Source organism: Streptomyces sp. NPDC043427 (genome assembly GCF_056436655.1).
The window spans coordinates 142153-168946 of record NZ_JBWKCC010000021.1 but is presented as its reverse complement, the minus strand read 5'-3'; the positions used below and the strand labels follow the sequence as shown (position 1 = coordinate 168946).

26 protein-coding genes are annotated in these 26794 nt (G+C 71.9%); 11 read left to right on the top strand and 15 right to left on the bottom strand.

What is annotated here, in order from left to right; all coding sequences use genetic code 11:
• Positions 1-96 precede the first annotated feature (96 nt).
• The 3 genes from AC067M_RS29510 to AC067M_RS29500 form a co-directional block, all read right to left on the bottom strand.
• Entirely contained in the window at positions 97-333 is a 237-nt protein-coding gene (locus tag AC067M_RS29510; RefSeq protein WP_133925649.1) for a hypothetical protein, read from the bottom strand.
• A 160-nt stretch (positions 334-493) separates the two neighbouring features.
• Entirely contained in the window at positions 494-1018 is a 525-nt protein-coding gene (locus AC067M_RS29505; protein ID WP_478700084.1) for a toxin-antitoxin system, toxin component, read from the bottom strand.
• A 40-nt stretch (positions 1019-1058) separates the two neighbouring features.
• Entirely contained in the window at positions 1059-1715 is a 657-nt protein-coding gene (locus AC067M_RS29500; protein ID WP_478700077.1) for a helix-turn-helix domain-containing protein, read from the bottom strand.
• Between the two features lie 230 nt (positions 1716-1945).
• Here AC067M_RS29500 and AC067M_RS29495 point away from each other — a divergent pair, with 230 nt between their 5' ends.
• Positions 1946-2617 (top strand): MmyB family transcriptional regulator, encoded by a 672-nt coding sequence (locus AC067M_RS29495; RefSeq protein WP_478700076.1) that lies wholly within the window; start codon positions 1946-1948, stop codon positions 2615-2617.
• 17 nt (positions 2618-2634) lie between these two features.
• On the opposite strand, the gene AC067M_RS29490 is transcribed toward AC067M_RS29495, so the two are convergent.
• The 8 genes from AC067M_RS29490 to AC067M_RS29455 form a co-directional block, all read right to left on the bottom strand.
• Positions 2635-3471 (bottom strand): ABC transporter ATP-binding protein, encoded by an 837-nt coding sequence (locus AC067M_RS29490; protein WP_478700075.1) that lies wholly within the window; start codon positions 3469-3471, stop codon positions 2635-2637.
• A 13-nt stretch (positions 3472-3484) separates the two neighbouring features.
• Positions 3485-4273: an ABC transporter permease gene (locus AC067M_RS29485; protein ID WP_478700074.1), complete on the bottom strand. Its 789-nt coding sequence runs from the start codon at positions 4271-4273 to the stop codon at positions 3485-3487.
• Complete coding sequence (locus tag AC067M_RS29480) at positions 4270-5043, bottom strand: ABC transporter permease (protein WP_478700073.1); 774 nt, start codon at positions 5041-5043, stop codon at positions 4270-4272. The genes AC067M_RS29485 and AC067M_RS29480 overlap by 4 nt, the downstream gene beginning before the upstream one ends.
• A complete protein-coding gene (locus tag AC067M_RS29475) occupies positions 5040-6011 on the bottom strand; it encodes an ABC transporter substrate-binding protein (protein WP_478700072.1) in 972 nt (323 codons plus the stop codon). The genes AC067M_RS29480 and AC067M_RS29475 overlap by 4 nt, the downstream gene beginning before the upstream one ends.
• Before the next feature lie 112 nt (positions 6012-6123).
• Positions 6124-7059, bottom strand: coding sequence for a PDR/VanB family oxidoreductase (locus AC067M_RS29470; RefSeq protein ID WP_478700071.1), 936 nt, complete (start codon positions 7057-7059; stop codon positions 6124-6126).
• Complete coding sequence (locus tag AC067M_RS29465) at positions 7056-7256, bottom strand: hypothetical protein (protein WP_478700070.1); 201 nt, start codon at positions 7254-7256, stop codon at positions 7056-7058. Before AC067M_RS29465 ends, AC067M_RS29470 begins: the two co-directional genes overlap by 4 nt.
• Positions 7253-8326 carry a Rieske 2Fe-2S domain-containing protein gene (locus AC067M_RS29460; RefSeq protein WP_478700069.1) on the bottom strand — a complete coding sequence of 358 codons (1074 nt, stop codon included), beginning with the start codon at positions 8324-8326 and terminating at the stop codon, positions 7253-7255. The genes AC067M_RS29465 and AC067M_RS29460 overlap by 4 nt, the downstream gene beginning before the upstream one ends.
• Before the next feature lie 280 nt (positions 8327-8606).
• Positions 8607-8792 (bottom strand): hypothetical protein, encoded by a 186-nt coding sequence (locus AC067M_RS29455; protein WP_478700068.1) that lies wholly within the window; start codon positions 8790-8792, stop codon positions 8607-8609.
• Between the two features lie 525 nt (positions 8793-9317).
• On the opposite strand from AC067M_RS29455, the gene AC067M_RS29450 reads away from it, so the two are divergent.
• From AC067M_RS29450 to AC067M_RS29420, 7 genes are all read left to right on the top strand, one after another.
• Positions 9318-9983, top strand: a complete 666-nt coding sequence (locus AC067M_RS29450) for a hypothetical protein (protein WP_478700067.1) — start codon at positions 9318-9320, stop codon at positions 9981-9983.
• On the top strand, positions 9980-10246 hold the full coding sequence (locus AC067M_RS29445) for a hypothetical protein (protein WP_478700066.1): 267 nt from the start codon (positions 9980-9982) through the stop codon (positions 10244-10246). Before AC067M_RS29450 ends, AC067M_RS29445 begins: the two co-directional genes overlap by 4 nt.
• Before the next feature lie 371 nt (positions 10247-10617).
• Positions 10618-12702: a xanthine dehydrogenase family protein molybdopterin-binding subunit gene (locus AC067M_RS29440; RefSeq protein WP_478700083.1), complete on the top strand. Its 2085-nt coding sequence runs from the start codon at positions 10618-10620 to the stop codon at positions 12700-12702.
• Between the two features lie 11 nt (positions 12703-12713).
• Positions 12714-13172, top strand: coding sequence for a (2Fe-2S)-binding protein (locus tag AC067M_RS29435; RefSeq protein ID WP_478700065.1), 459 nt, complete (start codon positions 12714-12716; stop codon positions 13170-13172).
• A gap of 121 nt (positions 13173-13293) precedes the next feature.
• Complete coding sequence (locus AC067M_RS29430; RefSeq protein WP_478700064.1) at positions 13294-14784, top strand: hypothetical protein; 1491 nt, start codon at positions 13294-13296, stop codon at positions 14782-14784.
• The gene (locus tag AC067M_RS29425; protein ID WP_478700063.1) at positions 14777-16639 is read left to right on the top strand and encodes a glycosyltransferase family 4 protein; all 1863 of its coding nucleotides are present in this window, start codon (positions 14777-14779) and stop codon (positions 16637-16639) included. The genes AC067M_RS29430 and AC067M_RS29425 overlap by 8 nt, the downstream gene beginning before the upstream one ends.
• Positions 16640-16885: 246 nt before the next feature.
• Complete coding sequence (locus tag AC067M_RS29420; protein WP_478700062.1) at positions 16886-18520, top strand: hypothetical protein; 1635 nt, start codon at positions 16886-16888, stop codon at positions 18518-18520.
• Between the two features lie 298 nt (positions 18521-18818).
• Here the strand turns inward: AC067M_RS29420 and AC067M_RS29415 are convergent, their stop codons facing one another.
• Both AC067M_RS29415 and AC067M_RS29410 read right to left on the bottom strand, forming a co-directional pair.
• On the bottom strand, positions 18819-19589 hold the full coding sequence (locus AC067M_RS29415) for a DUF4142 domain-containing protein (protein WP_478700061.1): 771 nt from the start codon (positions 19587-19589) through the stop codon (positions 18819-18821).
• A gap of 139 nt (positions 19590-19728) precedes the next feature.
• The gene (locus tag AC067M_RS29410) at positions 19729-21012 is read right to left on the bottom strand and encodes an MFS transporter (RefSeq protein WP_478700060.1); all 1284 of its coding nucleotides are present in this window, start codon (positions 21010-21012) and stop codon (positions 19729-19731) included.
• A gap of 172 nt (positions 21013-21184) precedes the next feature.
• Between AC067M_RS29410 and AC067M_RS29405 the strand changes: the two genes are divergently transcribed.
• Together AC067M_RS29405 and AC067M_RS29400 are read left to right on the top strand one after the other, a co-directional pair.
• Positions 21185-23251 carry a phosphocholine-specific phospholipase C gene (locus tag AC067M_RS29405; protein WP_478700059.1) on the top strand — a complete coding sequence of 689 codons (2067 nt, stop codon included), beginning with the start codon at positions 21185-21187 and terminating at the stop codon, positions 23249-23251.
• A gap of 65 nt (positions 23252-23316) precedes the next feature.
• Complete coding sequence (locus tag AC067M_RS29400; RefSeq protein ID WP_478700058.1) at positions 23317-24141, top strand: LURP-one-related family protein; 825 nt, start codon at positions 23317-23319, stop codon at positions 24139-24141.
• 14 nt (positions 24142-24155) lie between these two features.
• Here AC067M_RS29400 and AC067M_RS29395 read toward each other — a convergent pair whose 3' ends face one another.
• On the bottom strand, positions 24156-25097 hold the full coding sequence (locus AC067M_RS29395) for a DMT family transporter (RefSeq protein WP_478700057.1): 942 nt from the start codon (positions 25095-25097) through the stop codon (positions 24156-24158).
• Positions 25094-25900: a phosphatase PAP2 family protein gene (locus tag AC067M_RS29390; RefSeq protein ID WP_478700056.1), complete on the bottom strand. Its 807-nt coding sequence runs from the start codon at positions 25898-25900 to the stop codon at positions 25094-25096. The genes AC067M_RS29395 and AC067M_RS29390 overlap by 4 nt, the downstream gene beginning before the upstream one ends.
• A 197-nt stretch (positions 25901-26097) precedes the next feature.
• Here AC067M_RS29390 and AC067M_RS29385 point away from each other — a divergent pair, with 197 nt between their 5' ends.
• A complete protein-coding gene (locus AC067M_RS29385; RefSeq protein WP_478700055.1) occupies positions 26098-26712 on the top strand; it encodes a TetR/AcrR family transcriptional regulator in 615 nt (204 codons plus the stop codon).
• Positions 26713-26794 lie beyond the last annotated feature (82 nt).

Sequence of the window (26794 nt, the reverse complement as noted above, 5' to 3'; positions counted from 1 at the left end):
CCCCCCCCCCCCCCCCCCCCCCCCCCCCCCCCCCCCCCCCCCCCCCCCCCCCCCCCCCCCCCCCCCCCCCCCCCCCCCCCCCCCCCCCCCAGGCCTCTAAGCCTCCGGGCACCACCCCTGCAACAGCCGGAAGAACGCCTCCTCGTTGCCTGTGAGGCCCGCCTCCGCCAGGGCCCGTTCCGCCTCGGCGAGCACCGTGGGCGGGACGAGGGGTGGTCGGGGGCAGTCCGGCGGGCCGGACGCGTCGTCGAAAGCGGCCCGCACGGTGTGCAGCAGCCGCAGATAGGCCTGTACGGCGGTGCGCTCGCGGTCGGTCAGTACGGCAGTGCGCATCGGTCGCCTCTCCCCGTCTCGTCTTCCGCGCGCCCACGGGCGCGCACGCCCCCGTACGGCGGCGCACCCCCAGCTTGCCGTCCACCACTGACAATCGGGTCCCGCTCCGCTTCCGTTCGCCCGCTCAGCGGAGGTGAAACTGACCGGAACACGTGGTCGGCTACAGCCCCACGTACCCGAGCGACGCCTCGATCCGCCCCGCCAGGTCGTCCCGCTGCACCGGCCCCCGCAACGACGACCCGGCCAGCCACGCCCTGCACTTGCTGGCGAGCAGCAGGCCGAAGCTCTCGGCCTCCTGTTCCTCGGCGAGGTCGAAGTGGGTGCGGGCGGCGACCTTGAGGACGGTGGGGCCGAGGTCGGCGCCGTCCTGGAGGAGACGCGCCGCGACCCTGGCGCCCTCGACGTGGTGGCCGCAGTGGCCGGCCTTCATGTGCCACAGTTCATGGCCGAGGATCACCAACTGGTGGTCGGGCGCGGTGCGTTCCTCGACGACCACGAGGTCCTGGTCGGCCATGTCGACCCACAGCCCGCTGGCGGTGCCGGGCGGGAAGGCGGCCGTACGGAAGTGGACGGGGCGGCCGCGGCGCCGGCTCATCGCTTCGCACAGCGCGGCGTACAGGTCGGCGGGCGGCGCAGGGGCCGGGACGGTCAGCTCCGAGACCAGCTCGCCGCACAGGCGCCGCATGTGCCTACCGATGCCCACGGTCCTCCCCAGGTTCACAGGTTCACGACTCGGGCCGCTTGACGCTCTCCAGGAGCATGTCCAGCCACTCGGCGACCTTGTCGCGGTGCTGGTCGGTGGGCAGTTGCGCGGCCCGCCAGGCGATTCCGCGCACGCCGTGGTCCTGCAGCAGCCGCTCCAGGGGGTCCGCGGCGGCCGCGGCCGCCTCCCGCTCCCGGTCGGCGAGTTTCTGCAGCAGCTCCTGCTCGGTGCGCTGGAGCGCGCCCGCGAGCGCCTCGGGGTCCTCCGCGGTGAGGAAGCCCGCGTGCACGCGAAAGAAGCGCTGGAGCGCGTCGCAGTGCTCCATGGTGGGCCTGCGGTCGCCGTTGAGGAGGGCGCCGGCCTGCTGCCGGGACATGCCCGCGCCGTCGGCGATCTCCTGCTGGGTGTACTTGCGCCCGTTGGGTTTGAGCCGGGTACGGCGCAGCAGGTCGAGGCGTTGCAGGAAGCGGGCCTGCACATCCGGTTCGCCCGTGAGCCGACCGCTCAGCAGTGCCTTGACCACGGGCTCGGGCACACCGCAGCCGACGGACAGGCGGCCGGTGTCGAAGACCTCCGCGTGCGGGATCCCGAGCCGGCCGGCGAGTGCCGTGACACGGGCGACGACGGCGGACAGCGAAACCGTCGCCGTGGCGCCCGGGACCTCGTAGCCATCCGTCACCGACAGGTCTCCTACGTCTCTCCCAGCCCCCTTCACGGGCACGGACGTGCGCCGTGAACTGACCGGAGAGTAGCGGGTGGTTCGAACTCACATCCAGGTCTCGCCACAACTGTGGCCAATTTCAGCCGTCAACGGGCGTGGAATGCCACGATAGTTGACACGACTCGTGTCGGGGCCGCAGGATCGGGGCGCCGCGTAAGGCCGCATCAGGCAAGAGGGGTGACCTCCCGATGGCGTATCAGGCAGGAGGGCAGCGGCCGGCACCGCGGCCCGTCCCCGAGAGTGGCGAGGCCCAGGCGTATCTCCAGGACTACACCGCGCTCCTGGAAGCCGTCCCCTTCCCTTCCGTCGTGCTCGACCACCGCTGGGACGTCGTGGTGGCCAACACCGCTTTCGCGTCACTCTTCCGCGGGGTGGGTCCGCATCCGACGGCCATGCCGGGCGACAACTTCCTCCGGTTCGTGCTGTTCCACCCGGACGCGGCCACGGTCCTCGGCGATCACGAGTCGAGCTGGTGCCTGCCGATGCTGGCGCACTTCGCAGCCGCCCTGGAGCGACACGGCCACGACCACGAACTGCAGGCGATCCGCCGCGACATCGCCCAGGACCCGATCATGGAGGCCGCCTACCGGCAGGGCCTGCCGCACTGGATCCGCGCGGTCGGTGAGGGCGCCGTCGAACCGGACGGCGCGGTCCGTTCGGTGCTCCACCCCGACCCGCGCTGGGGCGCCACCGACTGCCGTATCGTCGACGAGACCCCGAGGACCCTGCGAGAGCTGGACTACACGCGGCTGACGATGGTCCTGCGCGAGTCCCGCAGGCCCGCGCACGCACCGCGCGGACCCCGCCGGGTTCGCCGGGCCGCGGGTCACCTCAGCGTGGTCCCCGCCCCCGAGGCCTGACCGGGCACCGTCGGCGTTCAGGTCGCCGACGGCGCCTGGTCGGCGGGGGCGTCCGTGGCCGTCTTCTCCGTGGCAGCACCCCGCTTCGCCGCCTGGATCTGCTGGTACACCCGGGTCCGCAGCTCGGCGAAGCGCGGGGCCACCCGCGTGGTCAACTGGTCGCGCTCGACGGGAAGATCGACCTCCAGCTGCTCCTGGACCACGGTCGGGGAGGCGGTCAGGACGACCACCCGCTCACCGAGGTAGACGGCCTCGTCGATGTCATGGGTGACGAACAGGATCGTGATCCCGCGCTCCCGCCACAGCCCCCGGACGAGGTCCTCCAGATCGGCGCGGGTCTGCGCGTCCACCGCCGCGAAGGGCTCGTCCATCAGCAGCACGTCGGGCTCGTACGCCAACGCCCGTGCGATCGCCACACGTTGCTGCATACCGCCCGAGAGCTGCCACGGGTAGGCCCCGGCGGCGTCCGCCAGGCCGACGGAGCGCAGTGCGTCGGCGACCAGTGCGCGCCGCTGCGGCCGCCCCAAGCCATTCTGTCTCAGCGGGAGTTCGACGTTCTCACCCACCCGCATCCAGGGGAACAGGCTGCGCCCGTACTCCTGGAACACGAACGCCATCCCCGGCGGCGGCCCGGTCACCCGGCGCCCCTTCAGGAGCACTTCGCCCGCCGTCGGCGCGAGCAGACCGCCCACACACTTCAACAGGGTCGTCTTGCCGCAGCCCGACGGGCCGACGAGACAGACGAGTTCACCGTCGCCCACGGCGAACGTCAGGTCGCGCACCGCCTCCACGCGCCGCCCGGACCCCTCGTACACCTTCCTCAGGCCGCGCACCACGAGCATCCCGTCCCCCATCAGCCCCGCCCCTTCACGAGCGCCCTTCGGACCGCCGGCCGGCGGCGCGCAGACCGTGGTACCAGCCGAGCATCCGCCGCTCGACCAGCTGGAAGAGGACCGAGAGGAGGAAGCCCAGCATGCCGAGCACCAGGATCCCGGTCCACATCTCGGGGATGGCGAAGCCCCGCTGGAACTGCACGACGGTGAAGCCGAGACCGTTCCCGGCGGCGAACATCTCGCTGATGACCATCAGGATGATGCCGACGGACAGCGCCTGCCGCAGTCCCGCGAAGATCTGCGGGCCCGCCGACGGCAGGACCACCTTCCGCAGCCGTGCGAGGCCCGTCACCCCGTAGGAGCGGGCCGTCTCCGCCATCACCGGGTCCACCGCCCGTACGCCCTCGACCGTGTTGAGCAGGACCGGCCACACGCAGCCGCTCGCGATCACCAGGACCTTCATGGTGTCGCCGATGCCCGCGAACAGCATGATGACCGGGACGAGGACGGGCGGCGGCACGGCCCGCAGGAATTCCAGGACCGGTTCGCACACCGCGCGCACCCGCCGGTACGAGCCGATGACCGTGCCCAGCGCGACCCCGACGACGGCCGCCGTGGCATAGCCGCCCGTCAGTCGCAGCAGGCTCGGCACCACGTCCGCGCGCAGTCGGTCGGACGTCCAGACGTCCGGGAAGGTCTCCAGAACGGCCCGCAGGGGCGGCCAGTAGGGGTCCGTGCTGTCCGCGGACGCCAGCCACCAGAGCGCCACGAGCACGGCCGGCAGGGCGAGGGCGTACAGCAGCCGCACGAGGACACGGCTCACACCGTCACCTCCCCGCGCACCGACTGGTGCCAGGCCAGCGCCCGCCGCTCCACCGCTCGGGCGCCCACGTTGACCAGCAGCCCGAGCAGCCCGGTCACCACGATCAGCGCGTACATCTCGGGCACCGCCTGCGAGGTCTGCGCGACGGCGATGCGCGCGCCCAACCCCGGCGCCCCGATCACGAGTTCGGCGGTGACGGTGAGGATCAGCGCGACAGCCGCGGCGAGGCGGACTCCGGTCATGACGTACGGCAGCGCGGTCGGCCACAGCACGTACCGGATCCGCGCCCAGGTGCCGAGGCCGTACGACCGCGCCGTCTCCTCCGCGACCGGGTCGACGTCCCGCACGCCGTACAGGACCTGGATCAGCACCTGCCAGAAGGAGGCGTAGACGACCAGCAGGAGCACCGAGCGCAGTTGCGTGCCGTACAGCAGCACCGCGAGCGGGATCAGGGCGACCGAGGGGATCGGGCGCAGGAACTCGATGGTGGACGCGGTGAGTTCGCGCAGGAGGGGCACGACCGAGATCACGACCCCGGCGAGGATCCCGGCCGTCACCGCGATGGACAGCCCCAGCGCCCAGCCGGTGAGGGTGTCCCCGAGCGCGGTCCAGAACGCCGGGTCGCCGAACTCGGTGCGGAGCGCGTCGGCGACACGGGCGGCCGGCGGGAAGTAGTCCTCGTCGACGATGCCGAGGCGCGGGACGGCCTCGCACAGCGCGAGGAAGCCCGCGAGCCCGGCCGCGCCCAGGACGGCACCCGAGCCCCTCACGGCAGCAGCTTGTCCAGGTCCGGGCTCTGCTCGAACAGGCCGTCCTGTTGGGCCAGTCGGGCGAGCCGCTCGATGGAGGCGCGGTCCGGTTCGGCGGGCCAGTGCGGCAGGGTGAGCCGGTCCAGCAGGGTGTCGGGGATCTTCGTGTACGTGGTGAGGATCTTGCGGACCTCGTCCGGGTGGCTGTCGGCGTACTTGAGGGACTCGATGGTCGCCTCCTGGAACCTCTTCACCAACTCGGGGTTCTTCTGGGCGTATTGCTGCGAGGTGAAGTACATCGCGACGGTCAGGTCCGGCGACACGTCGAAGAAGTTGGACGCGATGGACCTGCCGCCCGCGGCCTTGACGGTGGCGAGCGCGGGCTCGGGGGTGCACGCGGCGTCGACCTGTCCGCCGGCGAGCGCGGCCGGCATCTGGTCGAAGGGCATCTCGACGAACTCGACCTTCGAGGCGTCGCCGCCGTCCTTGCGGACCGACTCCCTGATGGAGGTGTCGCAGATGTTGTTGAGCGTGTTGACCGCGACCTTCTTGCCCGCCAACTGCTTGGGGGACTTCAGGGGGCTGCCCTTCTTCACGGTGATGCCCGCGAAGTCGGCGCCGTCCTCGGCCGTGGAGGCGACGCCGTTCGCCACCGCCTTGACGGGCAGCTTCTTGGACTGGGCGACCAGCAGGGAGGTCGTGTTGCTGAAGCCGAACTGGAACTGGCCCGAGACGACGCCGGGCAGGATCGCCGCCCCGCCCTGGGCGGGGATCAGCTGTAACTTGAGGCCGCGCTTGGCGTAGAAGCCCTGTTTCTGGCCCAGGTAGAGGGGCGCGACATCCAGGATGGGGATGACGCCGACCTTCAGCGTGGTGGTGCCGCCCGACGCGGCGTCCGCGTCCGACGCGCCGGAGCCGTCGGACGAGCCGCAGGCCGCCGTGCCGAGTAACAACAAGCCGGCCGCGAGACCGGTGAACAGACGACGCATGGCTCCCCCTGTGCAGACAACGACGTTCCGACAGGCTGTGCGCACCTCGCACAGTAGTGCTCACCGGTGCTCAGCGGGAAGCCGTGCGCCGTGGTCAACCCGTCTCGACGGTTCACAGATCCAGCACGAGCCGCTTCCCCCGGCACCGGGACACGCAGATCATCATGGTCTCGCCGGCCTCTCGTTCCTCGTCCGTCAGGACGGAGTCCCGGTGGTCCGGGGTGCCGTCGAGGACATCTGTCTCACAGGTGCCGCAGGTGCCCTCGGTACAGGAGAACAGCACCTCGACGCCGGCCTCGCGCACGGTGTCCAGCACGGAGACGCCGGGTGGGACGGTGAGCGTGCGGCCGCTCTGTGCGAGCTCGACCTCGAACTCGGTGTTCTCGTCCGTCTGTTGCACCTTGGGCTGGAACCGCTCGATGTTCAGGGCCCCGGCCGGGCACCGCTCCTCCACCGCGTCGAGCAGGGCGCCCGGCCCGCAGCAGTAGACGAGGGTGCCGTCGGGCAGCGCGTCCAGCACCGAGGGGAGGTCCAGCAGACCGGTCTCGTCCTGCGGAGCGACGGTGACCCGGTCTCCGTAGCGTTCCAACTCCCCGACGAACGCCATGGATTCACGGGTACGGCCGCCGTAGAGGAGGGTCCACTCGGCGCCCGCCGCCTCCGCGGCCGCCAGCATCGGCAGGATCGGGGTGATGCCGATGCCGCCCGCCACGAAGCGGTAGCGGGGCGCGGACCGCAGGGCGAAGTGGTTGCGCGGACCGCGCACCCGCACCTTGTCGCCCTGCCCCAACTGTGCGTGCACGTACGCCGATCCGCCCCGCCCTGCCGGCTCGCGCAGCACCGCGATCCGCCAGGCGTCGCGGTCGGCCGGGTCGCCGCACAGCGAGTACTGCCGCTCCAGGTCAGGGCCGAGGACGACGTCGATGTGGGCACCAGGCTCCCAGGCCGGGAGCGGCTCGCCCAGCGGGTGGCGCAGGGTGAGGGCGAGCACGCCGTCGGCCGCGAACTCCTTGCGGCCGACGACGAGTTCGGCTTCGTAGACGGTCATGAGCTGTTTCCTTGCGGCTCGTGTGCTGCCGGCTCGTGCCCTTGCGGCTCGTGTCCTTGTGGATGGGCGAGCATCCACTCCCACATCTCGATGGGGTCCTGCGAGGTGTGCTCGCGGCCGCAGTGACAGGTGCCGTGCAGGATGTCCGTGCCCGGCAGCCAGTCGATGCGGTAGATCTCGCCGGTCGGGCTGGTCACAGGACCTTCTCCACCGGCTTGTCGCCCTCCTCGACCAGACGGGCGAGGATACGGCGGGCGGCGAGGCCACCGGTGTCGATGTTGATGCTCAGCTCCTGGTAGCCGGTGCGCTCGGTGCCGAGCGTCTTCTGCAGCAGGTTGAGCGCGTCGACGTCCTGCATGACGACGGTGTGGTTGTTGCCCCGCAGGAACTCCGTGACCTCGTCGTCGTCCGTCGCCCAGTCCCGGGAGACCATCCAGAAGTCGTACACCTTGCCGTCGGCGGACGGCGTGATCGCGTACGTGATCTCGGTGTGGAAGCCGTTCGGGTCACTGCCGTCAGCCTCGGGCAGCACGCCCACCGGCGCGATCCGGCTGTGCAGCAGGTACAGGCAGGGCGCGTGGTACTCGATGTCCTGCCAGCGCGTGATCCGGCCCTCGATGCCGGTCGACCGGGCGTAGAACGGCGGGCACTCGGCGTCGTCCATGTGCCGGCTCACCCGCACGATCCCCGCGCCCTCGTCCACCTCGGTGGTGATCGGCGTCTCGGCGACCTCGGGCGTGCCGATGTAGCCGCCGTGCAGGTACGTCTCGTGGGAGAGGTCGAGGAGGTTGTCGACGAGGAGCCCGTAGTCGGCGTCGATCGGCTCCATGCCCCGCACGGTGGTCCAGCCGGGGGCGTCGAGATGACGGGCGCGCGGGATGGTCTGCGGGTCCGCGAGCGCCGGGTCGCCGATCCACACCCACACCAGGGAGTCCTGCTCCACGACCGGGTAGGAGGTGACGCGGGCGGTGCGCGGGACACGTTTCTGCCCCGGCACGTACACACACGTCCCGGTCGTGTCGTACGTGAAGCCGTGGTAGCCGCACACGATCCGGTCACCGTCCAGCCGGCTGGGCTTCTCGTGCAGCGGGAACCGGCGGTGCACACAGCGGTCGTGCAGGGCGACGGGCGTCCCGTCCTCCTCGGTCCGGTAGAAGACGAGCGGCTCACCCAGGATCGTCCGTCCGAGCAGTTCCTCGCGCCCGACCTCATGGCTGTAGGCGGCGACGTACCACTGGTTCCTGGCGAAGGCGGTCATGTGAGGCATGAGGGTCCCGTCCCTGAGGGCGGGGCGCCTTCGCCCCGCGGCCGTGGTTGGAATCAGGGTCGTGACGGGCGCGGCCACTCGGCAAGACGGCTTCCGTCTGACGGAAGGGCTTTCGTAAAGTAGCTGGTCAGGGAGCCGCTGTGTCTGCTGGTGGTGGTCAGTACGTACGACGGAGCGGTGCTGCCGGCCGTTCGCGGCCTCTGGCAGGTCGGCCGGCGCGTTCGGCCCGGTCCCCCGCAGGGCCCGGATCGCCTGCGACCGCTGACCGGCAGGGACGCCCTCACAGCCGGAGTGTGCTGAGGTCGTGCAGGCCGGCCTTGGTCAGGCGGTGGCGCAGAGTCGGCCACCAGGTGCCGGGATGGCCGGCGGTGAGCAGCGCGCACGTCCGGCCGGGCAGCAGCAGAAGGGGGTCGCTCAGGAGGAGCAGCAGAGCGTCGGAGGGCCAGGAAGCCGGCGTCCGCGACAACGGTGAGCAGGTTCGCGGTGCCGGTGAGATCCGCCCGGGGGCCAGGCGCGCGATCGGCGGCTTTGACCGTCCAGCCGAGGTCCGGGGCGACAGCAGCGAGACGGTGCAGGAGTTCGGTCCGGTTGCCGGCCGTACCGCCCTGGAGGAGGAGCACGGACAGGCCGGCGGGGGCGGTGTCCAACCTGTCCTGGAGGGGCGCGAGGAGGGGTGGGGGCGCCGGGGGAGTGTCGGGCCCGGTGGCCAGGGAGCGAGGTGATGAGGCGGGGCGCTGCCGTCGATGTACATGTCACCGTGGAGAACGGTGACGACGGCGCTGCCGCGTGCGGCACGGATCCGCTGGATGTGGCGGTCCCGGCCCGGCGGGCCGTCCCCCGCAGGCGGATCGGCCTCATGTCCCACCGTGCCATTATCGTTGCGGTGTCGGCGTACGCCGACAGTGTGGACGAAGAGGGCAGAGGGTGAGCCAGGCACGTCACGGCATGCCGACCGTCGTGGTGCTGACGGCTGCCGGAAGCCTTGGCGGCCGTGGAGGAGGCCGCCGGCCTGCACGAGCAGTTGCACCGCGAGGAGCCTGCGACGTACGCGGGTGAACTCGCTGTCTCCACCCATGACCACTCGGTGCTGCTCATGCGCCTGGGCAGGCTCCCGGAGGCGCTCGCGGCGGCCGAGCGCGCCGTGACAGGGCACCGGAGCCCGATCGGCGGGTCGGCGGACCCGACTGCCGCGGAAGAGGGAGCGGACCCGAGGGACTACGCGGCGCGCGCCGTCAGTCAGCGTGGCTCCGTTCTGGCCGCGCTCGGCCGCGACGAGGAAGCGCTGACCGACGCTCTCGAGAGCGTACGGGTCTATCGGGAACTGGCGACGGAACGGCCGTCCGTCTACTCCGCGCTCCTCGCGGCGGCCATCAGCAACTACGGCATGCTGCCGCTGCGTTCGGGTCGGGTGCGGGACGCCGTCGCGGCGGCCGAAGAGGTGGTGGCCCTCTTCCGGAAGCTGGCCCGCACCAACCCCGTGGCGTACGAGGACGACCTGGCCCGGGCGCTGAGCAACCTGAGCGTGCGCCAGGCCGGCACCGGCCTGCGGGAGGACGCGCTGGCCGCAGCCGAGGAGGCCGTGGGGATCCTACGTCGCCTCGTGACCCCCAACCCGGCCGCGTTCTGTCGGAAAGCGGCCGTCACACCGAGGCGTTGACCGTCACGCGTGAGGCTCTGGACCGACAGCGCGAGTTCCACCGGGCCAGGCCGGACAGCGTCGGCACCTTGGTCCGGATCGTCGACGACTTCGCGACGGTTCGCCTGCAGGCCGGGGCGGAAACGGCGGACGCCCGTGCCGCTGTCGACGACGTCATGGCCCTGCTCGTCTCCCCCCTCGTCGGCGACGCCAACCGGCGCGACCACCACCTCGCCGTCCTGCGCCGGCTGACCGACCAACTGGTGGCCGACGGCGACACCTAGGGGCTTTCGTTTGGATCAGGCCGGATCAGGGAGCGGGGTCCGGTGCCGTGCATCGCAAGGCGGAGGAGAGCGGCAGGGCGGAGCCCTGCCGGCCGACGACAACGCGGCGAGGCGCGGTGCCGGGGCCCGCGAGCCCGGCATGATCCACACGAGAGGCCCTAGGGCGTGTCGCGACAGTCCTCCTGCCCTGCGGGCGGACGACGGGACGTTTGCAAGACGCCGTGTCCGACGGTCGGCCGTCCCTGGAACTCCGATGGAGGGGGCCCGCAAGCAACCCCCGACCCCGCCCGCCCCTCATAGGAGTCGAACCGAACGTCCGGGAACTCGGAGAGGAGCGTCTGTTGGCCGGCCAGTTGTCACGCCGCAGGTTCATCGTCTACTCGCTCGCGGCATCCACCCTGACCGTCGCGGCCCCCCTCGGCTGTGACGCGGAACCCGCGGAGGGCGCCGAGCGGGCGCGCAGGCCGTCCGACGTCCTGGTGACCGGGACGGACGAGGAGATGCTGGTCCTCGAGGTCACCGAGGCCAACAAGGTCGTCGTACGGCTGCCGCGTCTCGAGGTCGGGCAGGGGGTCACCACCGCGGTCGCGATGATGATCGCCGAGGAGCTGGACGCGCGGCTCGTCGACGTGGAGCTCCCGCTCGCCGAGGCCCGGACCAAGGGCAACCAGTACACCGGCGGTTCGAGCTCGGTCAGTTCGCTGTACGGCCCGGCCCGGCAACTCGCCGCCACCGCGCGCGCCAAGCTGGTGACCGCGGCGGCCCGGCGCTGGAACCTTCCCGCGCGGTCCCTGCGCACCTGGAACACGAGGGTGATCGCGCCGGACGGGCGTTCCGCCACGTTCGGCTCGCTGACCGCGAGCGCCGCCGGGATCCAGCGGCCCGCCGTGTCGAGCAGCCCGAAGCCGGCGTCCCGGCACCGTGTGATCGGGCGGCCGACGACCAGGATCGACGCCCGGGACATCGTCACCGGCAAGGCCGAGTACGCCGGGGACCTGACGGTGCCCGGGGCGAAGCCGACCGTGGTGGCGCGGCCGCCGACGCTCGGTGGGAAGATCGTCTCCGTCGACGACCGCGCGGCCCGCGCGATGCCCGGCGTGCACGCCGTCGTCAAGGTCGCCGGCGGGGTCGCCGTCGTCGCGGACTCCTTCCACCACGCCTTCAAGGCCAGGGACGCCCTGCGGATCACCTGGGCCCCGGGCCCGCTGGCATCGCTGTCCGACGCCGCGATCCGCTCCCGGCTGCGGGCCGCCGTCCCCCGGCTCCCCGCGCCGCCGCGCGGATCGACGCAGGTGGAGCGCGAGTTCGAGTTCGCTTTCGTCAGCCACGCCCCGATGGAGGTGCTGACCGCGGTGGCGGACGTGCGGGCCACTCGGGCCGAGATCTGGTTCGCCTCCCAGACACCGATGGACGCGCGGGAGGCCATCGCCTCGGCCGTCGGACTGCCCGCGTCGAAGGTACGGGTCCATGTGGTGCGGGGCGGCGGCTCCTTCGGCCGTCGGCTCAACCACGACGCCGCCATCGAGGCGGCCCTCATCTCGAAGGCGGCACGCCGGCCGGTCAAGCTGATGTGGAGCCGCGCCGACGACATCCGGCACGGCAGAATGCGCCCGGCCAGCCACCACCGGATCCGGGCCAGCCACGCCCGGGGCAGGGTGGTGGCGTTCACCCACTCGACGGCCTCGGTCAGCGAGTCGTACGACGGGCAGGGCCTGTCCGCCCAGGGCGGGGCGGCCCCCGTCCTCGCGCGGGCCGCAGGGCCGCTGCCCAGCGACAGCGGCCTGTACAACTTCGGCCGCCTCGACGGCGACGGGGGCTCGGTCGACCTGGCGATCCCGCTCGGGCCCTGGCGGTCGGTGGACTCCGGGACGTCGCGGACCGCGGAGGAGATCGTCGTGGACGAGGTGGCCAGGAGCCTGGGCAAGGACCCGGTCGCCTTCCGGCGTACGACACTCAGGAGCAAGGCCGTCAAAGCGGTGCTCGACAAGGTCGCGGCCGCCGGGCACTGGGGCCGCCCCCTGCCGGCCGGCCGGGCGCAGGGCGTGGCCGTCCACGAGGAGTACGGCTCCTGCGTGGCCTGTCTGGTCGAGATCGACGCCACCGACCCGAAGAAGCCCCGGGTGACCAAGGTGGTGATGGCGGCCGATGTCGGAACGGCAGTCAACCCGCGCGGCCTCGAGGCCCAGCTCATGGGCACCGCGATCGACGGCATCTCCACCGTCCTCACCGCCGGACTGCACATCGACCGGGGCGCCGTCCGCGAGAGCAGCTACGCCGACTTCCACTACGCCCGCCAGCAGAACGCCCCGCTGCGGTTCGAGGCGCACATCATGCCCTCCCGGCGGGAACCGGGCGGCGCGGGCGAACTCGGTGTGCCGGCCGCGGCCGGTGCCGTCGCCAACGCCTACGCCCGGGCGACCGGAACCAAGCCCCGACGCTTCCCGATCAACTTCTAGAGGAGGTCCCGATGCCGTCCTACTCCTTCGTGCTCAACGGGAAGCCCGTCACCGTCGAGGCACCGGCCGACATGCCCCTGCTGTGGGTGCTGCGGGACCTGCTGAACGTCACCGGACCCAAGTACGGCTGCGGCGTGGGCGTCTGCCGTGCCTGTACGAGCCACCTGGACGGCGCGGAGATCCAGCCCTGCGTCGTCCCGGTCGCCGACTGCGTGGACCGCGAGGTCACCACGATCGAGGGCCTGGCCGACGGCGAGAAGCTGCACCCCGTCCAACAGGCCTGGCTCGCCTGCGACGTGGCGCAGTGCGGCTTCTGCCAGCCGGGCCAGATCATGGCCGCGGCGGCCCTGCTGAAGAGGACGACCCGCCCGACCGACGCCGACATCGACCGCATCGAGAACGTCTGCCGCTGCGGCACGTACTCCCGGATCCGTGAGGCGATCAAGCAGGCGGCGCACGAGAGGGGGTGACGGCAACGCAGGTGGGACGGGAAGCATCTCCTCGTCGGCGGGCCGTAGTTGGGGCCGTGTCGTCGGTTACGCTGCCTGTGTGTCCACTGATGAATCATCCTATTGGTGTGCTCGTGGTGATGTGTCCGACGTGCTCGGTGCCTACGACGGCCTCGAGTCCTGGACACTGCACGCGACCGCGCTCACCGACCGCGACGAACAGGTCGTCGTCTCGCTCCACGAGCGACTGCACCACGAACTCCAGCACACCACGCCCTGGGGCCTGGTGGCCCGCTTCTCGGCGGACCTCTCCCGGCTCGGTGTCCTGACGGAGCGGCTGAGGCTGCTGTTCCGCTTCTGCCGGGAGTCGTCCCGGCTCGTGCACGAGACCTACGCCACGACCCTGTCCATCGGGGACGACTCCGCCGCCCTGCGCTTCCTCGACGAAGGCTCCGCCTACCGGCGCCACTTCGACCGGGGCCGACGTCTGCTCGGCGGGCTGGACTGGGAGACCGGCCGGTTCCGCATCGACGCCCTGCTGCGGGCGGCGATGGCACCGGCCGCGCTCGAAGTGGCGTACGCCGGGGGATTCGAGGCCGTCCGGACACGCGACCTCAACGCTCCGGACGCGCGGCCCGACGCCCGCCTGGAGACGATCCTCGCCCTCGACCTGCCGCAGTTCGGGCCGCAGGGCCTGGGGCCGCACTCCGGCCCGGACGAACTCGGCGTCTTCTTCGACGAGGTGGCCGACTGCCTGACCCGCCAGGGCCTGCCCACCTTACGAACGGCCCCCGTACGGGCCCTGATCGACGACTTGTTCGAGGACGTCGGGCGGCTCAGCCCCGAGCTGCGCGCCCGCATGGAACTGGACACCGTCCGCGATCCCGTTCCCGACGACATCGAGGAGCACCAGCGGGAGCGCATCCGCCTCCACGACACCGGGCCCCTGCCGCTGGAGATCGTCCCCCAGTCGGAGATCGCCGCCCGTGCGGCCGACTTCGGGCGCTACCACGACCGGTTGGGCAAGCACGTCCTGCTCGTCTGGGCGCGGGCGGACCTGCTGGCCCGCCAGTTCGCGCGCCCCAACGCCCTGGAACAGCACGAGGGATTCGTCGTCGCGCTCCAGGCGGCCGGCCACGACGTGGAGGGCCGGGCCGTGGTGCGGCTGGGGCTGCTGGAGACCGACAACCCCGCGGAGGCCGTGAAGGCCTTCACCCTGCCGGTGGTCTGCCTCAGCACCGCCGCCAGTCTCACGGACGCCCCGGGAACCGCACGCTCCGACGGCATCGACACGATCCACGCGGTGGCGGACCTGCCGATCGTGTCCCAACTCGTGCACACCTTCCGGCAGAAGGCCCGGGTGACCTGGATGCGCTCCGAGGTCGACGGGGACCGGAAACTGCACCTGTTCTCGTACACCGTCAGCGTGCTGCCGGGCATCGTCTGGCTCCAACTGACCGGCGAGGCGGGACGCCAGTACACGCAGCGCTGGCTGACCTCGCTCGGACCTGACCAGGCTGAGCACCGGCCGGAGGCGTTCACCGAGCTGCTGCCGGGCATCGACGCGGCCGTCCAGCACGTCGTGAGCGCCTGGTGGATCATCGACCAACAGGGCGGACGTTCGCATGCCTGACATTGACCTGCTGTCGCTCACCGCGCCCCTGACCGGTGCCGACGGAGAGATGACCGTCGACGACGAACAAATCGACCGTCTCCTCACGGAGTTGGGTCTGACCGAGGACTCCACCCGGGACGGCGTGGACGGGATGCTCCGGCTCGGCCTCGACGACGAGCTCGACGAACCCCTGACCATGCGGGGCGGCGGCGGTCGCTGGATCCGCATCCCCGCCCCGCGGTTCAGGACCGTACTCGCCTCCGCGCTGCTGGTGACCGCGCTGAAGCGGGCCGGGGTGAACGGCACGGCGGACCTGGTCCTGGCGGCGCTGACACCCTTCCTCTTCGACGTCGACCGCGTGCGGGTGGACACCAGGGAGCAGCTGGTGCTCGCCGCGCTGCGGGCCCGGCTCGACTCCCGGGAGCAGGTCCGTGAGCTGTGGGAGGGCCTGCCCGATCATCTGCGGCACGAGGTGGCCCTGGACGAACTCATCGAGCTGGTCACGGCGATGGAGACGGCCAGTGCCGGGGGCCGGCGCCCGAGCGAGGGCCCCGGTGCGACCGGTGAGCTCGGCGCCGCGGCCGCGCCCGGCGTGTTCCGGGGTTCCTTGCGACAGGGGAGCGTGGCGCCCGCCGGACCACGCCGCCGACGGCTGCGGATCCTGGCGGTCGCCGACGAGTGGTTCCCCACGAAGGGCGGGATCAGCGCCCTGAACCAGTCGCTGTGCCGGGCGCTGGCCGAGGCGGGCCACGAGGTGTTCTGCCTGCTCCCGTCGGACCCCGGGAAGGAGATCGAGGACGCCGGCCCCGTACGGCTTGTCCCCGCGCCCTCGCTCCCCGGTGCCTCGGAGCGTGACCGGCTGATGCTCAAGCCGGCCCTCCCGGGCGGTCTGCCCCCGGATGTGATCATCGGCCACGGCCGCGTGACCGGACCGGCCGCCTTCGTACAGGTGGTGCAGAACTTCGAGGGTGCGGCCCGGCTCCACCTCGTCCACGACTGGCCGGAGGAGACGGACCGGTACAAGGGGGCACGTGGCGTCGATCTCCACGCCCGGGCCGAGGACCGCAAGTGGACGGATCTGAAGCTGGGGCGCGGCGCGACGCGGGTGGTGGCCGTCGGCCCTCGGCTGCACGGCCTGTGCGTCCAGGAGTTCTCGGCGTGGCCGGAGGTGCCCCGGCCGCTGCGACTCGATCCGGGCTTCGACAGTCCGCTGGCCCGGCCGCGCGAGCCGGTCCAGGGTCCGCCGCGGATCCTCCTCACAGGACGCATGGAGGACGATGCGGTCAAGGGGCTCGATCTCGCGGCCCGGGCGGTCGGTCATGCCCTCGCGCTGCGCGACCCGGACGAGCCCGAGGTACGGCTCATGGTCCGGGGGGTCACCCAGGGCCAGGCCGACCAGCTGTACCGGAAGATCCTTCAGTGGGCCGGTCAGCCGTCGCTCAATCTCGTGCTCCGGCCGTTCACGACCGACAAGGAGCGCCTCGACCACGAACTGCGCCTCGCGACCCTCGTGCTCATGCCGTCGCGGGCGGAGGGGTTCGGCCTCGTCGGCCTCGAGGCGATCGTCCACGGCGTGCCCGTGCTGGTCAGCCGCAGAAGCGGGCTCGGTGACCTGCTCAAGGAGTGCCTGCCGGAAGAGCTGGTCCCGCGCACCGTCCTTCCGGTGACGGACGAGCCCGACCGCGACACGCTGCGCTGGGGCTCCGCCGTGGCGGCCGTGCTCCAGCGCCCCGGGGCCGCCTTCACCGACGCCGAGACCGTACGCACCGTGATGGCGCGGGAGCGCACCTGGGGCAGGGCCGCGGCCGAACTGCTCGACGACCTGGTGCCGGACGGTGACGAGCCGTCGGAGGGGCGGCGGCTCACGGTGTGACGACGAGGCGCGGGCACCACCGCCCGCGCCCTCGGTCACCGGGACGCCACGGGACGCGATCTCCGCCGGTGCCTTCAGCCGAACGGTGCCTTCAACTGAACGGTGCCTTCAGCCGAACGGCCGATGTCCGCCACGGCTGCCGCGACCAAGAATCGGCAGGGAACGCTTCTCGGCGCCTGTCCCTTCGCCCCTTGTCCCACGCGAACCGGGCCGCCGACCCCTCTGAAAGACGGAGAGGCCGCCCCTATGACAGGCGCTGTCGAGTCGGTCCGAGTCCCGGCACGCGACGCTGCCCCGCCCGGTGGCGAGGCGCCCGGCCACCGACTCCGGGCGATGGTCCGCCGCTGGCGCGTCCCGCTGTGGGCCACGGTGGCGATGCTTCCGCTGTACCTCGCCTGGGCGTTCTTCCGAGCCACCGGCGGCGGCGACCTCGCGGCCCAGGAGACATGGGCGCGCTTCGCGGCGGAGCACGGCGGTTCGGCGTACGGTCTGTTCTGGTTCGGCGGGCTGCACATGGCGAACTACAGCGTGATCTCGCCGTATCTGATGGGCGCCTTCGGCGTGCGGACCGTCGCCGTCGCCTCCGGCCTGGTGGGCGGCTGGCTGGCCGCCGTCCTGCTGGTACGGTGCGGGATCCGGCGTCCGCTCGGGCCCGCTCTGCTCGCGGCGTTCGGACTGTGGTGCAACGTCGCGGCGGGACGGGAGACGTTCGCGCTCGGGGTCGCCCTCGGTCTCGCGGCGTGTGTGGCGCTCGTGGGGGAGGGCCGGGCGGGGATCGCGACGGGGTACACGGTGCTCGCGACGGCGGCCAGTCCGGTGGCCGGGCTGTTCCTGGTGGTGGCGGGCGCGGCCCACGGTCTCGTCCGGGACCGGACGCGGGCCGCCGCGCTCCTGGTGCCGCCGTTCGCGGTGGTGGCGGCGACCACGCTGCTCTTCCCCTACTCCGGGGAGCAGCCGATGCCGGCGGTGCGGACGCTCTGGCCCGGGCTGCTCGGCGTGGCGGTCGCCGTACTGGCGCCGCGTGACTGGCGGGTCGTGCGGTGGGGTGGCGCCGTGTACGCGACGGGTGTCGGACTGACGTACCTGATCCCCTCGCCCATAGGGACCAACGTGGAACGGCTCGCGCTGCTGTTCGCGCCCGCCGTGCTGTTCGCCGCCCTGCTCACCGTGGAGCGGCGTCGACGGTACCGCCGTGCCGCGCTCGCCGTGGCGCTCGTGGCGTCCCTGGCGTGGCTCGGATCGGGGACGCCGCTCACTTTCCTGCGCGGTTCGGCCGAGGTCCCCGCGTGGGCCGCCGACTCGACCGCCGTCGTACGGGCGTTGCAGCGGATGGGCGCCGACCGCGCCCGTGTGGAGGCCGTCCCGGCCGCCGACCACCGCGAGGCCGCCCTGCTCTCCCCGTACGTCAACCTGGCGCGCGGCTGGAACACCCAGCTCGACATGGAGCGCGGCCGCCTCTTCTACGACGGGACGCTCACCGAGTCGCGCTACCGGGCGTGGGTGGACCGTTGGGCCGTCGGCTTCGTGGTGCTGCCCTCGGCCGAGCCCGACCGTCACGGTGCGGCCGAGGCCCGGCTGGTGCGCGGCCGGCCCGGGTGGCTGGAGCCGGTGTGGAGCGACCCGCACTGGCGGGTGTACCGGGTGCGGGACGCCGTACCGCTGGTGTCGGCGCCCGCGACCGTGCTGCGCACCTCGAGCGCCGACCTGTCCGTGCGGATGCCGCGCGCCGGCTCGGTGACCGTGCGGATCGCCTACTCGCCGTGGCTGCGCACGGCGGGCGGCTGCCTGCGCGAGCAGGGCGGGTTCACGCGTCTGACGGTGCGGGAACCGGGCGTGTACCGGATCGCGGCCGCGTACGTGCCCCTCCCGTCCGACTGTTGAGTACGTGCGCTCAGCCCAGCCGCAGCCGGTCGGACCCGCGGCGCTGAAGGCGGCCACCACGTCGTCGCGGCCCTCGCTGAAGCGCGCCGGTACCGCGCGGCCTCCCACCCCACCACGCAGATCGTCGACCACGTCCTCGCGGTCCTCGCCGCCGGCACCGCCGACCTGCTCACAGGGGCCGACGCCGAACGGCTCACGGCCCGCGGCTGCGCGCCCGGCACTCGCTTCCTGGTGCGGCACGTCCGCGCCGCCACCGGCGTTCCACCCGCTGCGGTGACCACGCCCGGGGCGCCCCGCGTCAGCCCCCGGTCGGGGTCGCGGCCGGTGCCGGGGCCGCCGAGCCCGTCGGCTTCGGGGTGCTGGTCTGGACATTCAGGTCCGGACGCGGGGTCAGGACGACCACCGGCGAACCGGGCTGCGGCGGCGGCGGGGTCATCTGGTCCGCGGGCAGCTTCGGCGGCGTGGTCTGCTGGAAGACCGACTGCTCGAAGTTGACCATCCCGGTCTTCTCCAGCACGGTCATGTGGTCCAGCACGGTGTCGTTGGCGAGGTCGGCGAGCTCGCGAATGAGCGTGTTCTTGGTGTTGGCGCGGATCTTCGCCACGGTCGGGAAGATCTGACCGTGCGTCACCCGCATGATGTTCGACGCGACCTGGTCGAACTCCTTGCCGTTGGCCGACGACGCCGTCTGTACGAACTGCTGCTGCTGCGGGCTCGCCTGGTTGGGCAGGGTGATGCCCAGCTCGGGGGCGATCTTGCGGCACAGCTCGTCGAGGCCCGCGTGTCCCACGATCAGGTGGGCACCGGCTTCCTTCATCTCCGGCGTGGTGCCCTTCTGCATGGTGATCTCACCGAGCGGGTACTCCCACAGCCCCGCCGCGCGGACCTTCACCACGAAGTCGCGGTCCGCCTCGGTGATCGGCCCGTACCGGGTGTTGGCGACGACGCGGTCCTGGGTGGTGCTGGTGTTCTGCAGACCGAGCATGGCGGGATAGGCGAGAGCGGTGATGGTCAACGTCAGGCTGCCGATCACGAAGACGGTTCCCGCCTTGGTCCGTGAAATGCGCATGACTGCTCCCTGGCGTGAAGTGACGACGGACGCAGAGGAATACGGATCGGTTGCACCAACTGATCACAGGGAACGGAAAATTTTGCCTGCGGCCCTATGAAGTGCGTCACTTCACGGCGTCGAAACGCAGGTCAGAGCCCTATCGAGCCAGTTCCGCGCGGGCCGTCTCCGGCAGCCGCAGGTACACCAGTGACGACACCAGACACAGCGCGGCCACGTACCAGGGGAACAGCCCGGAGTGCCCCCACTCCTTGAACAGCGTGCCCACGTACGGGGCCGTCCCGCCGAACAGCGCCACCGTCAGCGAGTAGGGGAAGCCGATGCCCGCCGCCCGCACCCGGGGCGGGAAGATCTCCGCGTTCACCGCCGCGCTGATCGAGGTGAACCCGGTCAGCAGGACCATGCCCGCGCACTGCACCAGCAGCAGGACGGCGAAGGAGTCGGTCAGGGCGTGCAGCAGCGGCACACTCAGCAGCGCGAAGCCCAGCCCGAAGAAGAGGAGCAGCGGACGGCGGCCGAAGCGGTCGGAGAGCAGGCCGCCGAGCGGCTGGAGCAGACCGAAGAAGGCCAGCGAGAGCGTGCCCGCGAGCAGCGCGTCCGACTTGGCCATGCCCGCGTTGAGTTCGGCGTACGTCGGCAGATACGACGTCCAGGTGTAGTACGCGATGGTGCCGCCCGCGGTGATGCCGCAGATCAGCAGGGACTCGCGCGGGTGCCTGCGCAGCGCCTCCAGCAGGGCCGGACGCGGTGCCTCCCGCTGTTCCTCGCTGCGGGTCTCCTGCGCGCCCTGCCGGATCCAGAAGCCGACCAGACTCAGCACGGCACCCAGGACGAAGGGGACCCGCCAGCCCCAGCCGTCCATCTGCCCCTCGCTCAGCGTGTCCACGAGCAGGGTCGCGATGCCGGAGGCGAAGAGCTGTCCGGCGGTCGTCGAGACGTACTGGAAGCTGGAGAACAGCCCGCGTCGGCCCGGTCCCGCCGACTCCACGAGGAAGGTCGTCGAGGCCGCGAACTCGCCGCCCACGGACAGCCCCTGGAGCAGCCGGGCCAGTACGAGCACCACCGGGGCGGCGACGCCGACCGCCGCGTACGTCGGGGTCAGCCCGACCAGCAGGCTGCTGCCCCCCATCAGCAGGATCGTCACCGTCAGCGCGGCGCGCCGTCCGTGCCGGTCGGCGATCGCACCCATGAGGAGTCCGCCGACCGGCCGCATGAAGAACCCGACCGCGAAGACGGCGAACGTCGACAACAGCGGCACCAGCGAGTTGTCCGCCCCCGGGGGGAAGACAGCGGCGGCTATGTAGGTGGCGAGGAACGTGTAGGCGTACCAGTCGTACCACTCCACGGCGTTGCCCACGGAGGCGGCGAGGAGCTGTCGTACGGGCCGTTTCGTCGGCGTGTGGGCCGGGTGCGTCTGCGTCATGAGCGCCACCCTTCCCCGGCCGCGTCGGCGGCACCCCTCACGTACGCACGACTTTCACACCCAAGCCATCAGACCCTTCCCTGACGTTTGGTGCTCCTGGAACACTCCTTCCGCGCGCATTCCGTCACGATCCGGCCGGTCGCACCTACTCCAGGCGAGAGGTTCCTCAGCCATGTCCGAAGCCAGCCCCGACGTCAACCGGCGCAGATTCCTCCAACTCGCGGGCGCCACCACGGCGTTCACCGCGCTGTCGAACAGCATCCAGCGTGCCGCCGCACTGCCCGCGAACCACCGCACGGGGTCGATCGAGGATGTCGAGCACATCGTCGTCCTGATGCAGGAGAACCGTTCTTTCGACCATTACTTCGGCAAGCTGAGGGGCGTCCGCGGCTTCGGCGACCCGCGCCCGGTGACCCTGGCGAACGGCAAGCCGATCTGGCACCAGGCGGACGGCAGCGGCAAGGACGTCCTGCCGTTCCACCCCGACGCCGACGACCTGGGCATGGCGTTCCTCCAGGACCTTCCGCACGGCTGGAACGACGGACACGCCGCCTTCAACGGGGGCAAGTACGACAAGTGGGTGCCCTCGAAGGGTTCCACGACGATGGCGTACCTGACCCGCGACGACATCCCGTTCCACTACGCCCTCGCCGACTCCTTCACGATCTGCGACGCCTACCACTGCTCGTTCATCGGCTCGACCGACCCCAACCGCTACTACATGTGGACGGGCTGCACGGGCAACGACGGCACGGGCGGCGGCCCGGTCCTCGGCAACGACGAGGTGGGCTACGGCTGGACGACGTACCCCGAGCGTCTGGAGAAGGCCGGCATCTCCTGGAAGCTCTACCAGGACGTCGGCGACGGACTGGACGCCCAGGGCGGCTGGGGCTGGATCGAGGACGCCTACCGCGGCAACTACGGCGACAACTCCCTCCTCTACTTCAACCAGTACCGGGGCGCCAAGCCCGGCGACCCGCTGTACGACAAGGCCCGCACCGGCACCGACTACCGCAAGGGCGAGGGCTACTTCGACCAGCTGAAGGCCGACGTGAAGGGCGGCAAGCTGCCGCAGATCTCCTGGATCGTCGCCCCCGAGGCCTTCACCGAGCACCCCAACTGGCCCGCCAACTACGGCGCCTGGTACATCGCCCAGGTCCTCGACGCGCTCACCTGCGACCCGAAGGTGTGGGCGAAGACGGCCCTGTTCATCACGTACGACGAGAACGACGGCTTCTTCGACCACCTGCTCCCGCCGTTCCCGCCCGCCTCCGCCGCGCAGGGCCGGTCCACGGTCGACGTCGGCCCGGACCTGTTCAAGGGGGACTCCGGTCACGTCGCCGGGCCGTACGGGCTCGGTCAGCGGGTGCCGATGCTGGTCGTCTCGCCCTGGAGCAAGGGCGGTTACGTCTGCTCCGAGACGCTGGACCACACCTCGATCATCCGGTTCATGGAGCGCCGCTTCGGCGTCCACGAGCCCAACATCTCGCCCTGGCGGCGGACCGTCTGCGGTGACCTGACCGCCGCGTTCGACTTCTCCCGCACGGACACCCGCCCGGCCGCGCTGCCCGCAACCGACGGCTACCTGCCGCCGGACCGCGAACGCCACCCCGACTACGTGCCGACCCCGCCCGCCAACCCGGTGCTCCCCAAGCAGGAGCGGGGCCGGCGACCCGCCCGCCCGCTCAGGTACGCACCGTACGTGGACGCTTCGGCCGACCCGGCGGCCGGGAAACTCACCCTCACCTTCGCCTCCGGCGCCAAGACCGGCGCCGCCTTCCTGGTGACCTCCGGCAACCGCGCCGACGGTCCGTGGACCTACACCACCGAGGCCGGCAAGACCGTCGTCGACGCCTGGAACTCGGCGTACTCGGGCGGCTCGTACGACCTGACCGTGCACGGCCCCAACGGCTTCCTGCGCGTCTTCAGGGGCCCGGGCAGGACCGCCGGACCCGAGGTCACCGCGCGGCACATCGGCGACGACGTCGAACTGACCCTCACCAACCGGGGCCCCGGCACGGTGCGGCTGAAGCTGAGCGGCGGCTACGGCTGCCCGGCCAGGACCTTCACCGTGCGGCCCGGCGCCACCGTCCGGCACACCGTCGACCTCGCGGCGAGCGCGCGCTGGTACGACCTGACCGTCACCTCCGACGCCGACCCGGCGTTCCTGCGGCGGTTCGCCGGGCATGTGGAGAACGGCCGGCCAGGGGTGAGTGACCCGGCGATTGCCGTCGGGTAAAGGCTGAACCATGCCGGATCGCCGGGGCTGTTCAGGTCCTGGTCGGGTCGGGATAGTGTGCCCCGGTGACCACGCATTCGAACACACCTGCAGGCTGGTATCCCGACCCGCACGGAGCGCCCCAGACACTCCGTTACTGGGACGGCGCGCAGTGGACCCAGCACACCAACGCCGACCAGCAGCAGGGTGTGGCGGCACAGCACATTCCGCAGCAGCCGGCCGGCCCCGACCCGCGCGTGCAGCGTCAGGTGCAGCAGCAGGCCGGGGTCGCTGCCGGTGGCCCCGGCGGCGGCACCCTCTTCAGTGAGCCGGTGCTGGTGGTCAACCAGAAGGCCAAGCTGATCGAGCTGACCAACGAGTACAAGGTCATGGATCAGAACGGCAACCAGATCGGCTCGGTGGTCCAGGTCGGGCAGAGCGCGCTGAAGAAGATCCTGCGCTTCGTCGCCAGCCTCGACCAGTACATGACCCACAGGCTGGAGATCCGCGACGCCTACGGTCAGCCCGTGCTGAAGCTGACCCGCCCGCGCAAGATATTCAAGTCCCGGGTGATCGTGGAGCGCCCGGACGGGCAGCAGGTCGGCGAGATCGTCCAGCAGAACGTCTTCGGGAAGATCAACTTCGCGATCAACGCGGGCGGTCAGAAGGTCGGCGCCATCAAGGCGGAGAACTGGCGGGCCTGGAACTTCGCGATCGTCGACCACGCGGACAACGAGGTCGCCCGGATCACCAAGACCTGGGAAGGCCTCGCCAAGACGCTGTTCACCACCGCGGACAACTACGTCCTGCAGATCCACTACCAGCTGCCCGAGCCGCTGCTGAGCCTCGTCGTCGCCACGGCGCTCACCGTCGACACGGCGCTCAAGCAGGACGCGCGCGGTATCGGTTGACGCTTCTTCGGGTCCTACAGCGGTGTGAGACGCCCCGGTTCCGACGTCGGCCGGGGCAGCAGCGCCGGTTCGGGTGACGCGGACTCGGGCGTCAGGGCCAGCACCGCGGCCACCGGGTGCTCCTCCTCGCGCGCCGGGTCCGGTGTCGCCCGCGACAGCAGCACCACGCCCCACGAGGCCAGGCCCGCTCCCGCCAGCGCGAGGAGCACGCCCTCCGCGCCGCCCTGGAGTACCTCGCCGAGCAGCGTGAGGCCGATCACCGCGGCGGCCACCGGGTTCGCCAGCGTCACCACCGCGAGCGGCGCGCCCAGACCACCCCGGTAGGCGGTCTGCGACAGCATCAGCCCGGCCGTCGCGAAGGCCGCGACGAGCAGCGCCACCCCGACCACCTGCACGCTCAGCGGGGGACCCGAGCGGTCGGTCGCCGCCACCGTCACCGTCTGCGTGAGCGCCGAGGCGACACCGGAGGCGAAGCCCGACGCGCTCGCGTGGCGCAGGCCGGGGCGGGCGCCGGGCCGCGCCAGCAGCCCGATCAGCCCCGCCGTCACGGCGGCCACCGCCAGCGCCTCGGACACGCTCATCACCTCGTCGGGCGCCGACCCGGACGCCGTGACCAGGATCGCGGCCAGGCCGGCCAGTGTGTACGCGGTGCCCCGCCACTCGGCCGCGGTGACCCGCCGCCCCGCGACACGCGCGCCCATCGGGACCGCCGCGACGAGAGTGAGCGCGCCGAGCGGCTGCACCACGGTGAGCGGACCGTACCGGAGGGCCACCACGTGCAGCAGCGCGGCGCAGGCGTTGAGCCCGACCGACCACCACCAGGCGCCGGAGGCCAGCAGCCGCAGCGTCCCCGAACCGGGGTGGCGGGAGGCCAGCCGTTCCTGGGCGACGGCCGCGGCTGCGTAGGCGGCGGCGGAGAAGAGGGACAGGACGACGGCGACGAGCGTGGCGTTCATCGGCCCGCTCCGACCAGGACTTTCTCCTCGGCCGGTGCCGGCTGCCGCGGTACCCGCTCCGCGGTCGGCGCGGACGTCGTCGTGCGGTGCGGTTGGTGGATCACCGCGAGCGCGATGCCGAGCATGGCCGTCGCGACGATCGCGTCCAGCCAGTAGTGGTTCGCGGTCCCGACGATCACCAGCAGCGTCACCAGCGGATGCAGCAGCCACAGCCACCGCCACCGGGACCGGGTGGCGACGATCAGGCCGATCGCCACCATCAGCGCCCAGCCGAAGTGCAGCGACGGCATCGCGGCGAACTGGTTCGACAGATGGTCGGTCCGCGGCGGGCCGTACACGGAGGGCCCGTAGGCGCGCGCGGTGTCGATCAGGCCGGTCGCGACGAGCATGCGCGGCGGGGCCAGCGGGAGGGCGAGGTGCAGCAGGAGCGCGGCCGTGGTGAGGGCCGCGAGGACCCGGCGGGCCCAGACGTAGTGGGCGGGGCGGCGCAGGCAGAGCCAGACCAGGAAGGCCACGGTGGCGGGGAAGTGGACCGTCGCGTAGTAGGTGTTCGCCAGGTGCACCAGGGTGTCGCCGTGCAGCAGCCAGGACTGCACCGCGCCCTCGCCGGGCAGGTGGGCGGCTCGTTCCAGGTCCCGGACGCGGTCCGCGTTGCGGAAGGCCTCGGCGGTGTGGCCCGTCGCCAGCTGCCGGCCGAACTTGTAGACGAGGAAGAGCCCTGCGACGAGCAGGAGTTCACGGACGAGCGGGGGCCGAGCTGTCGCGTCGGCCTCCGCCGCTGCAGGCGCGGTGCGGGCGTTCATCCCCCGGCCCCTTTGCTGACGGCGGTGCGTGCGGTGGTGCTCGGCGGGCTCGTGGCCCGCGCGGACACCATCGATACGGAAGCGTACCGATACGACAGTGTACCGATACGATTGCGTACCGGTACACTGCCGTATCGATTGACGTACGCCACACTGAGTGGGAAGCCTTGAGCACCACTCGAACGAGGAGACAGCCGATGACGTCGCAGGCCGCGGACGACCCGGGGACGGTCGCCGCCTCGCGCCGCTCCAAACTCACGCCGGAGCGCGAGCAGGAGTTCTTCGACGCCCTCCTCGACCAGCTCCGCGAGTGCGGGTACGAAGCCCTCACCATGGAGGGCGTCGCCGCCAGCACGAAGTGCAGCAAGTCCACCCTGTACCGGCAGTGGAAGACCAAGCCGCAGTTCGTGGTGGCCGCCCTGCGCTCCCGTCGGCGCTCCCCGCTCGCCGGAATCGACACCGGGTCCCTCGCGGAGGACCTGCGGGAGGCCGCACGGGCCGCGGGCCGCTGGTCGAGCAGCGACACCAGGCTGCTCCAGGCGCTCGGTCACGCCGTCACCCAGGACGAGGAGCTCGCACGGGCGCTGCGCGAGGCGCTCGTCGACCCGGAGATCGCCGCGCTGCGGGAGATCCTGCGGCGCGGGGTCGAGCGTGGCGAGATCCCCGCCGAGCATCCGGCGCTGGAGTACATCCCGACCCAGCTGCTGGGCCTGGTGCGGGCCCGGCCGATTCTGGACGGCGAGCACGCCGACCCGGACTACCTCGTCCGGTTCGTGGAAGTCGTCGTGCTCCCGGCACTCGGCCTCACCTGAGACCCAGGCCGCCGCCCGTGGGATGACCGGACGGCGACCTGATCGCGCCGCACCGTGGGGACGGGGGCGGCGCGCACACCCG

Coding starts and splice junctions, on each gene's coding strand:
- AC067M_RS29420 (WP_478700062.1), top strand. CDS start 16,886: ATGACAGGCGCTGTCGAGTCGGTCCGAGTCCCGGCACGCGACGCTGCC.
- AC067M_RS29435 (WP_478700065.1), top strand. CDS start 12,714: ATGCCGTCCTACTCCTTCGTGCTCAACGGGAAGCCCGTCACCGTCGAG.
- AC067M_RS29410 (WP_478700060.1), bottom strand. CDS start 21,012: ATGACGCAGACGCACCCGGCCCACACGCCGACGAAACGGCCCGTACGA.
- AC067M_RS29390 (WP_478700056.1), bottom strand. CDS start 25,900: ATGAACGCCCGCACCGCGCCTGCAGCGGCGGAGGCCGACGCGACAGCT.
- AC067M_RS29510 (WP_133925649.1), bottom strand. CDS start 333: ATGCGCACTGCCGTACTGACCGACCGCGAGCGCACCGCCGTACAGGCC.
- AC067M_RS29385 (WP_478700055.1), top strand. CDS start 26,098: ATGACGTCGCAGGCCGCGGACGACCCGGGGACGGTCGCCGCCTCGCGC.
- AC067M_RS29490 (WP_478700075.1), bottom strand. CDS start 3,471: ATGGGGGACGGGATGCTCGTGGTGCGCGGCCTGAGGAAGGTGTACGAG.
- AC067M_RS29415 (WP_478700061.1), bottom strand. CDS start 19,589: ATGCGCATTTCACGGACCAAGGCGGGAACCGTCTTCGTGATCGGCAGC.
- AC067M_RS29425 (WP_478700063.1), top strand. CDS start 14,777: ATGCCTGACATTGACCTGCTGTCGCTCACCGCGCCCCTGACCGGTGCC.
- AC067M_RS29405 (WP_478700059.1), top strand. CDS start 21,185: ATGTCCGAAGCCAGCCCCGACGTCAACCGGCGCAGATTCCTCCAACTC.
- AC067M_RS29475 (WP_478700072.1), bottom strand. CDS start 6,011: ATGCGTCGTCTGTTCACCGGTCTCGCGGCCGGCTTGTTGTTACTCGGC.
- AC067M_RS29470 (WP_478700071.1), bottom strand. CDS start 7,059: ATGACCGTCTACGAAGCCGAACTCGTCGTCGGCCGCAAGGAGTTCGCG.
- AC067M_RS29505 (WP_478700084.1), bottom strand. CDS start 1,018: ATGCGGCGCCTGTGCGGCGAGCTGGTCTCGGAGCTGACCGTCCCGGCC.
- AC067M_RS29395 (WP_478700057.1), bottom strand. CDS start 25,097: ATGAACGCCACGCTCGTCGCCGTCGTCCTGTCCCTCTTCTCCGCCGCC.
- AC067M_RS29495 (WP_478700076.1), top strand. CDS start 1,946: ATGGCGTATCAGGCAGGAGGGCAGCGGCCGGCACCGCGGCCCGTCCCC.
- AC067M_RS29460 (WP_478700069.1), bottom strand. CDS start 8,326: ATGCCTCACATGACCGCCTTCGCCAGGAACCAGTGGTACGTCGCCGCC.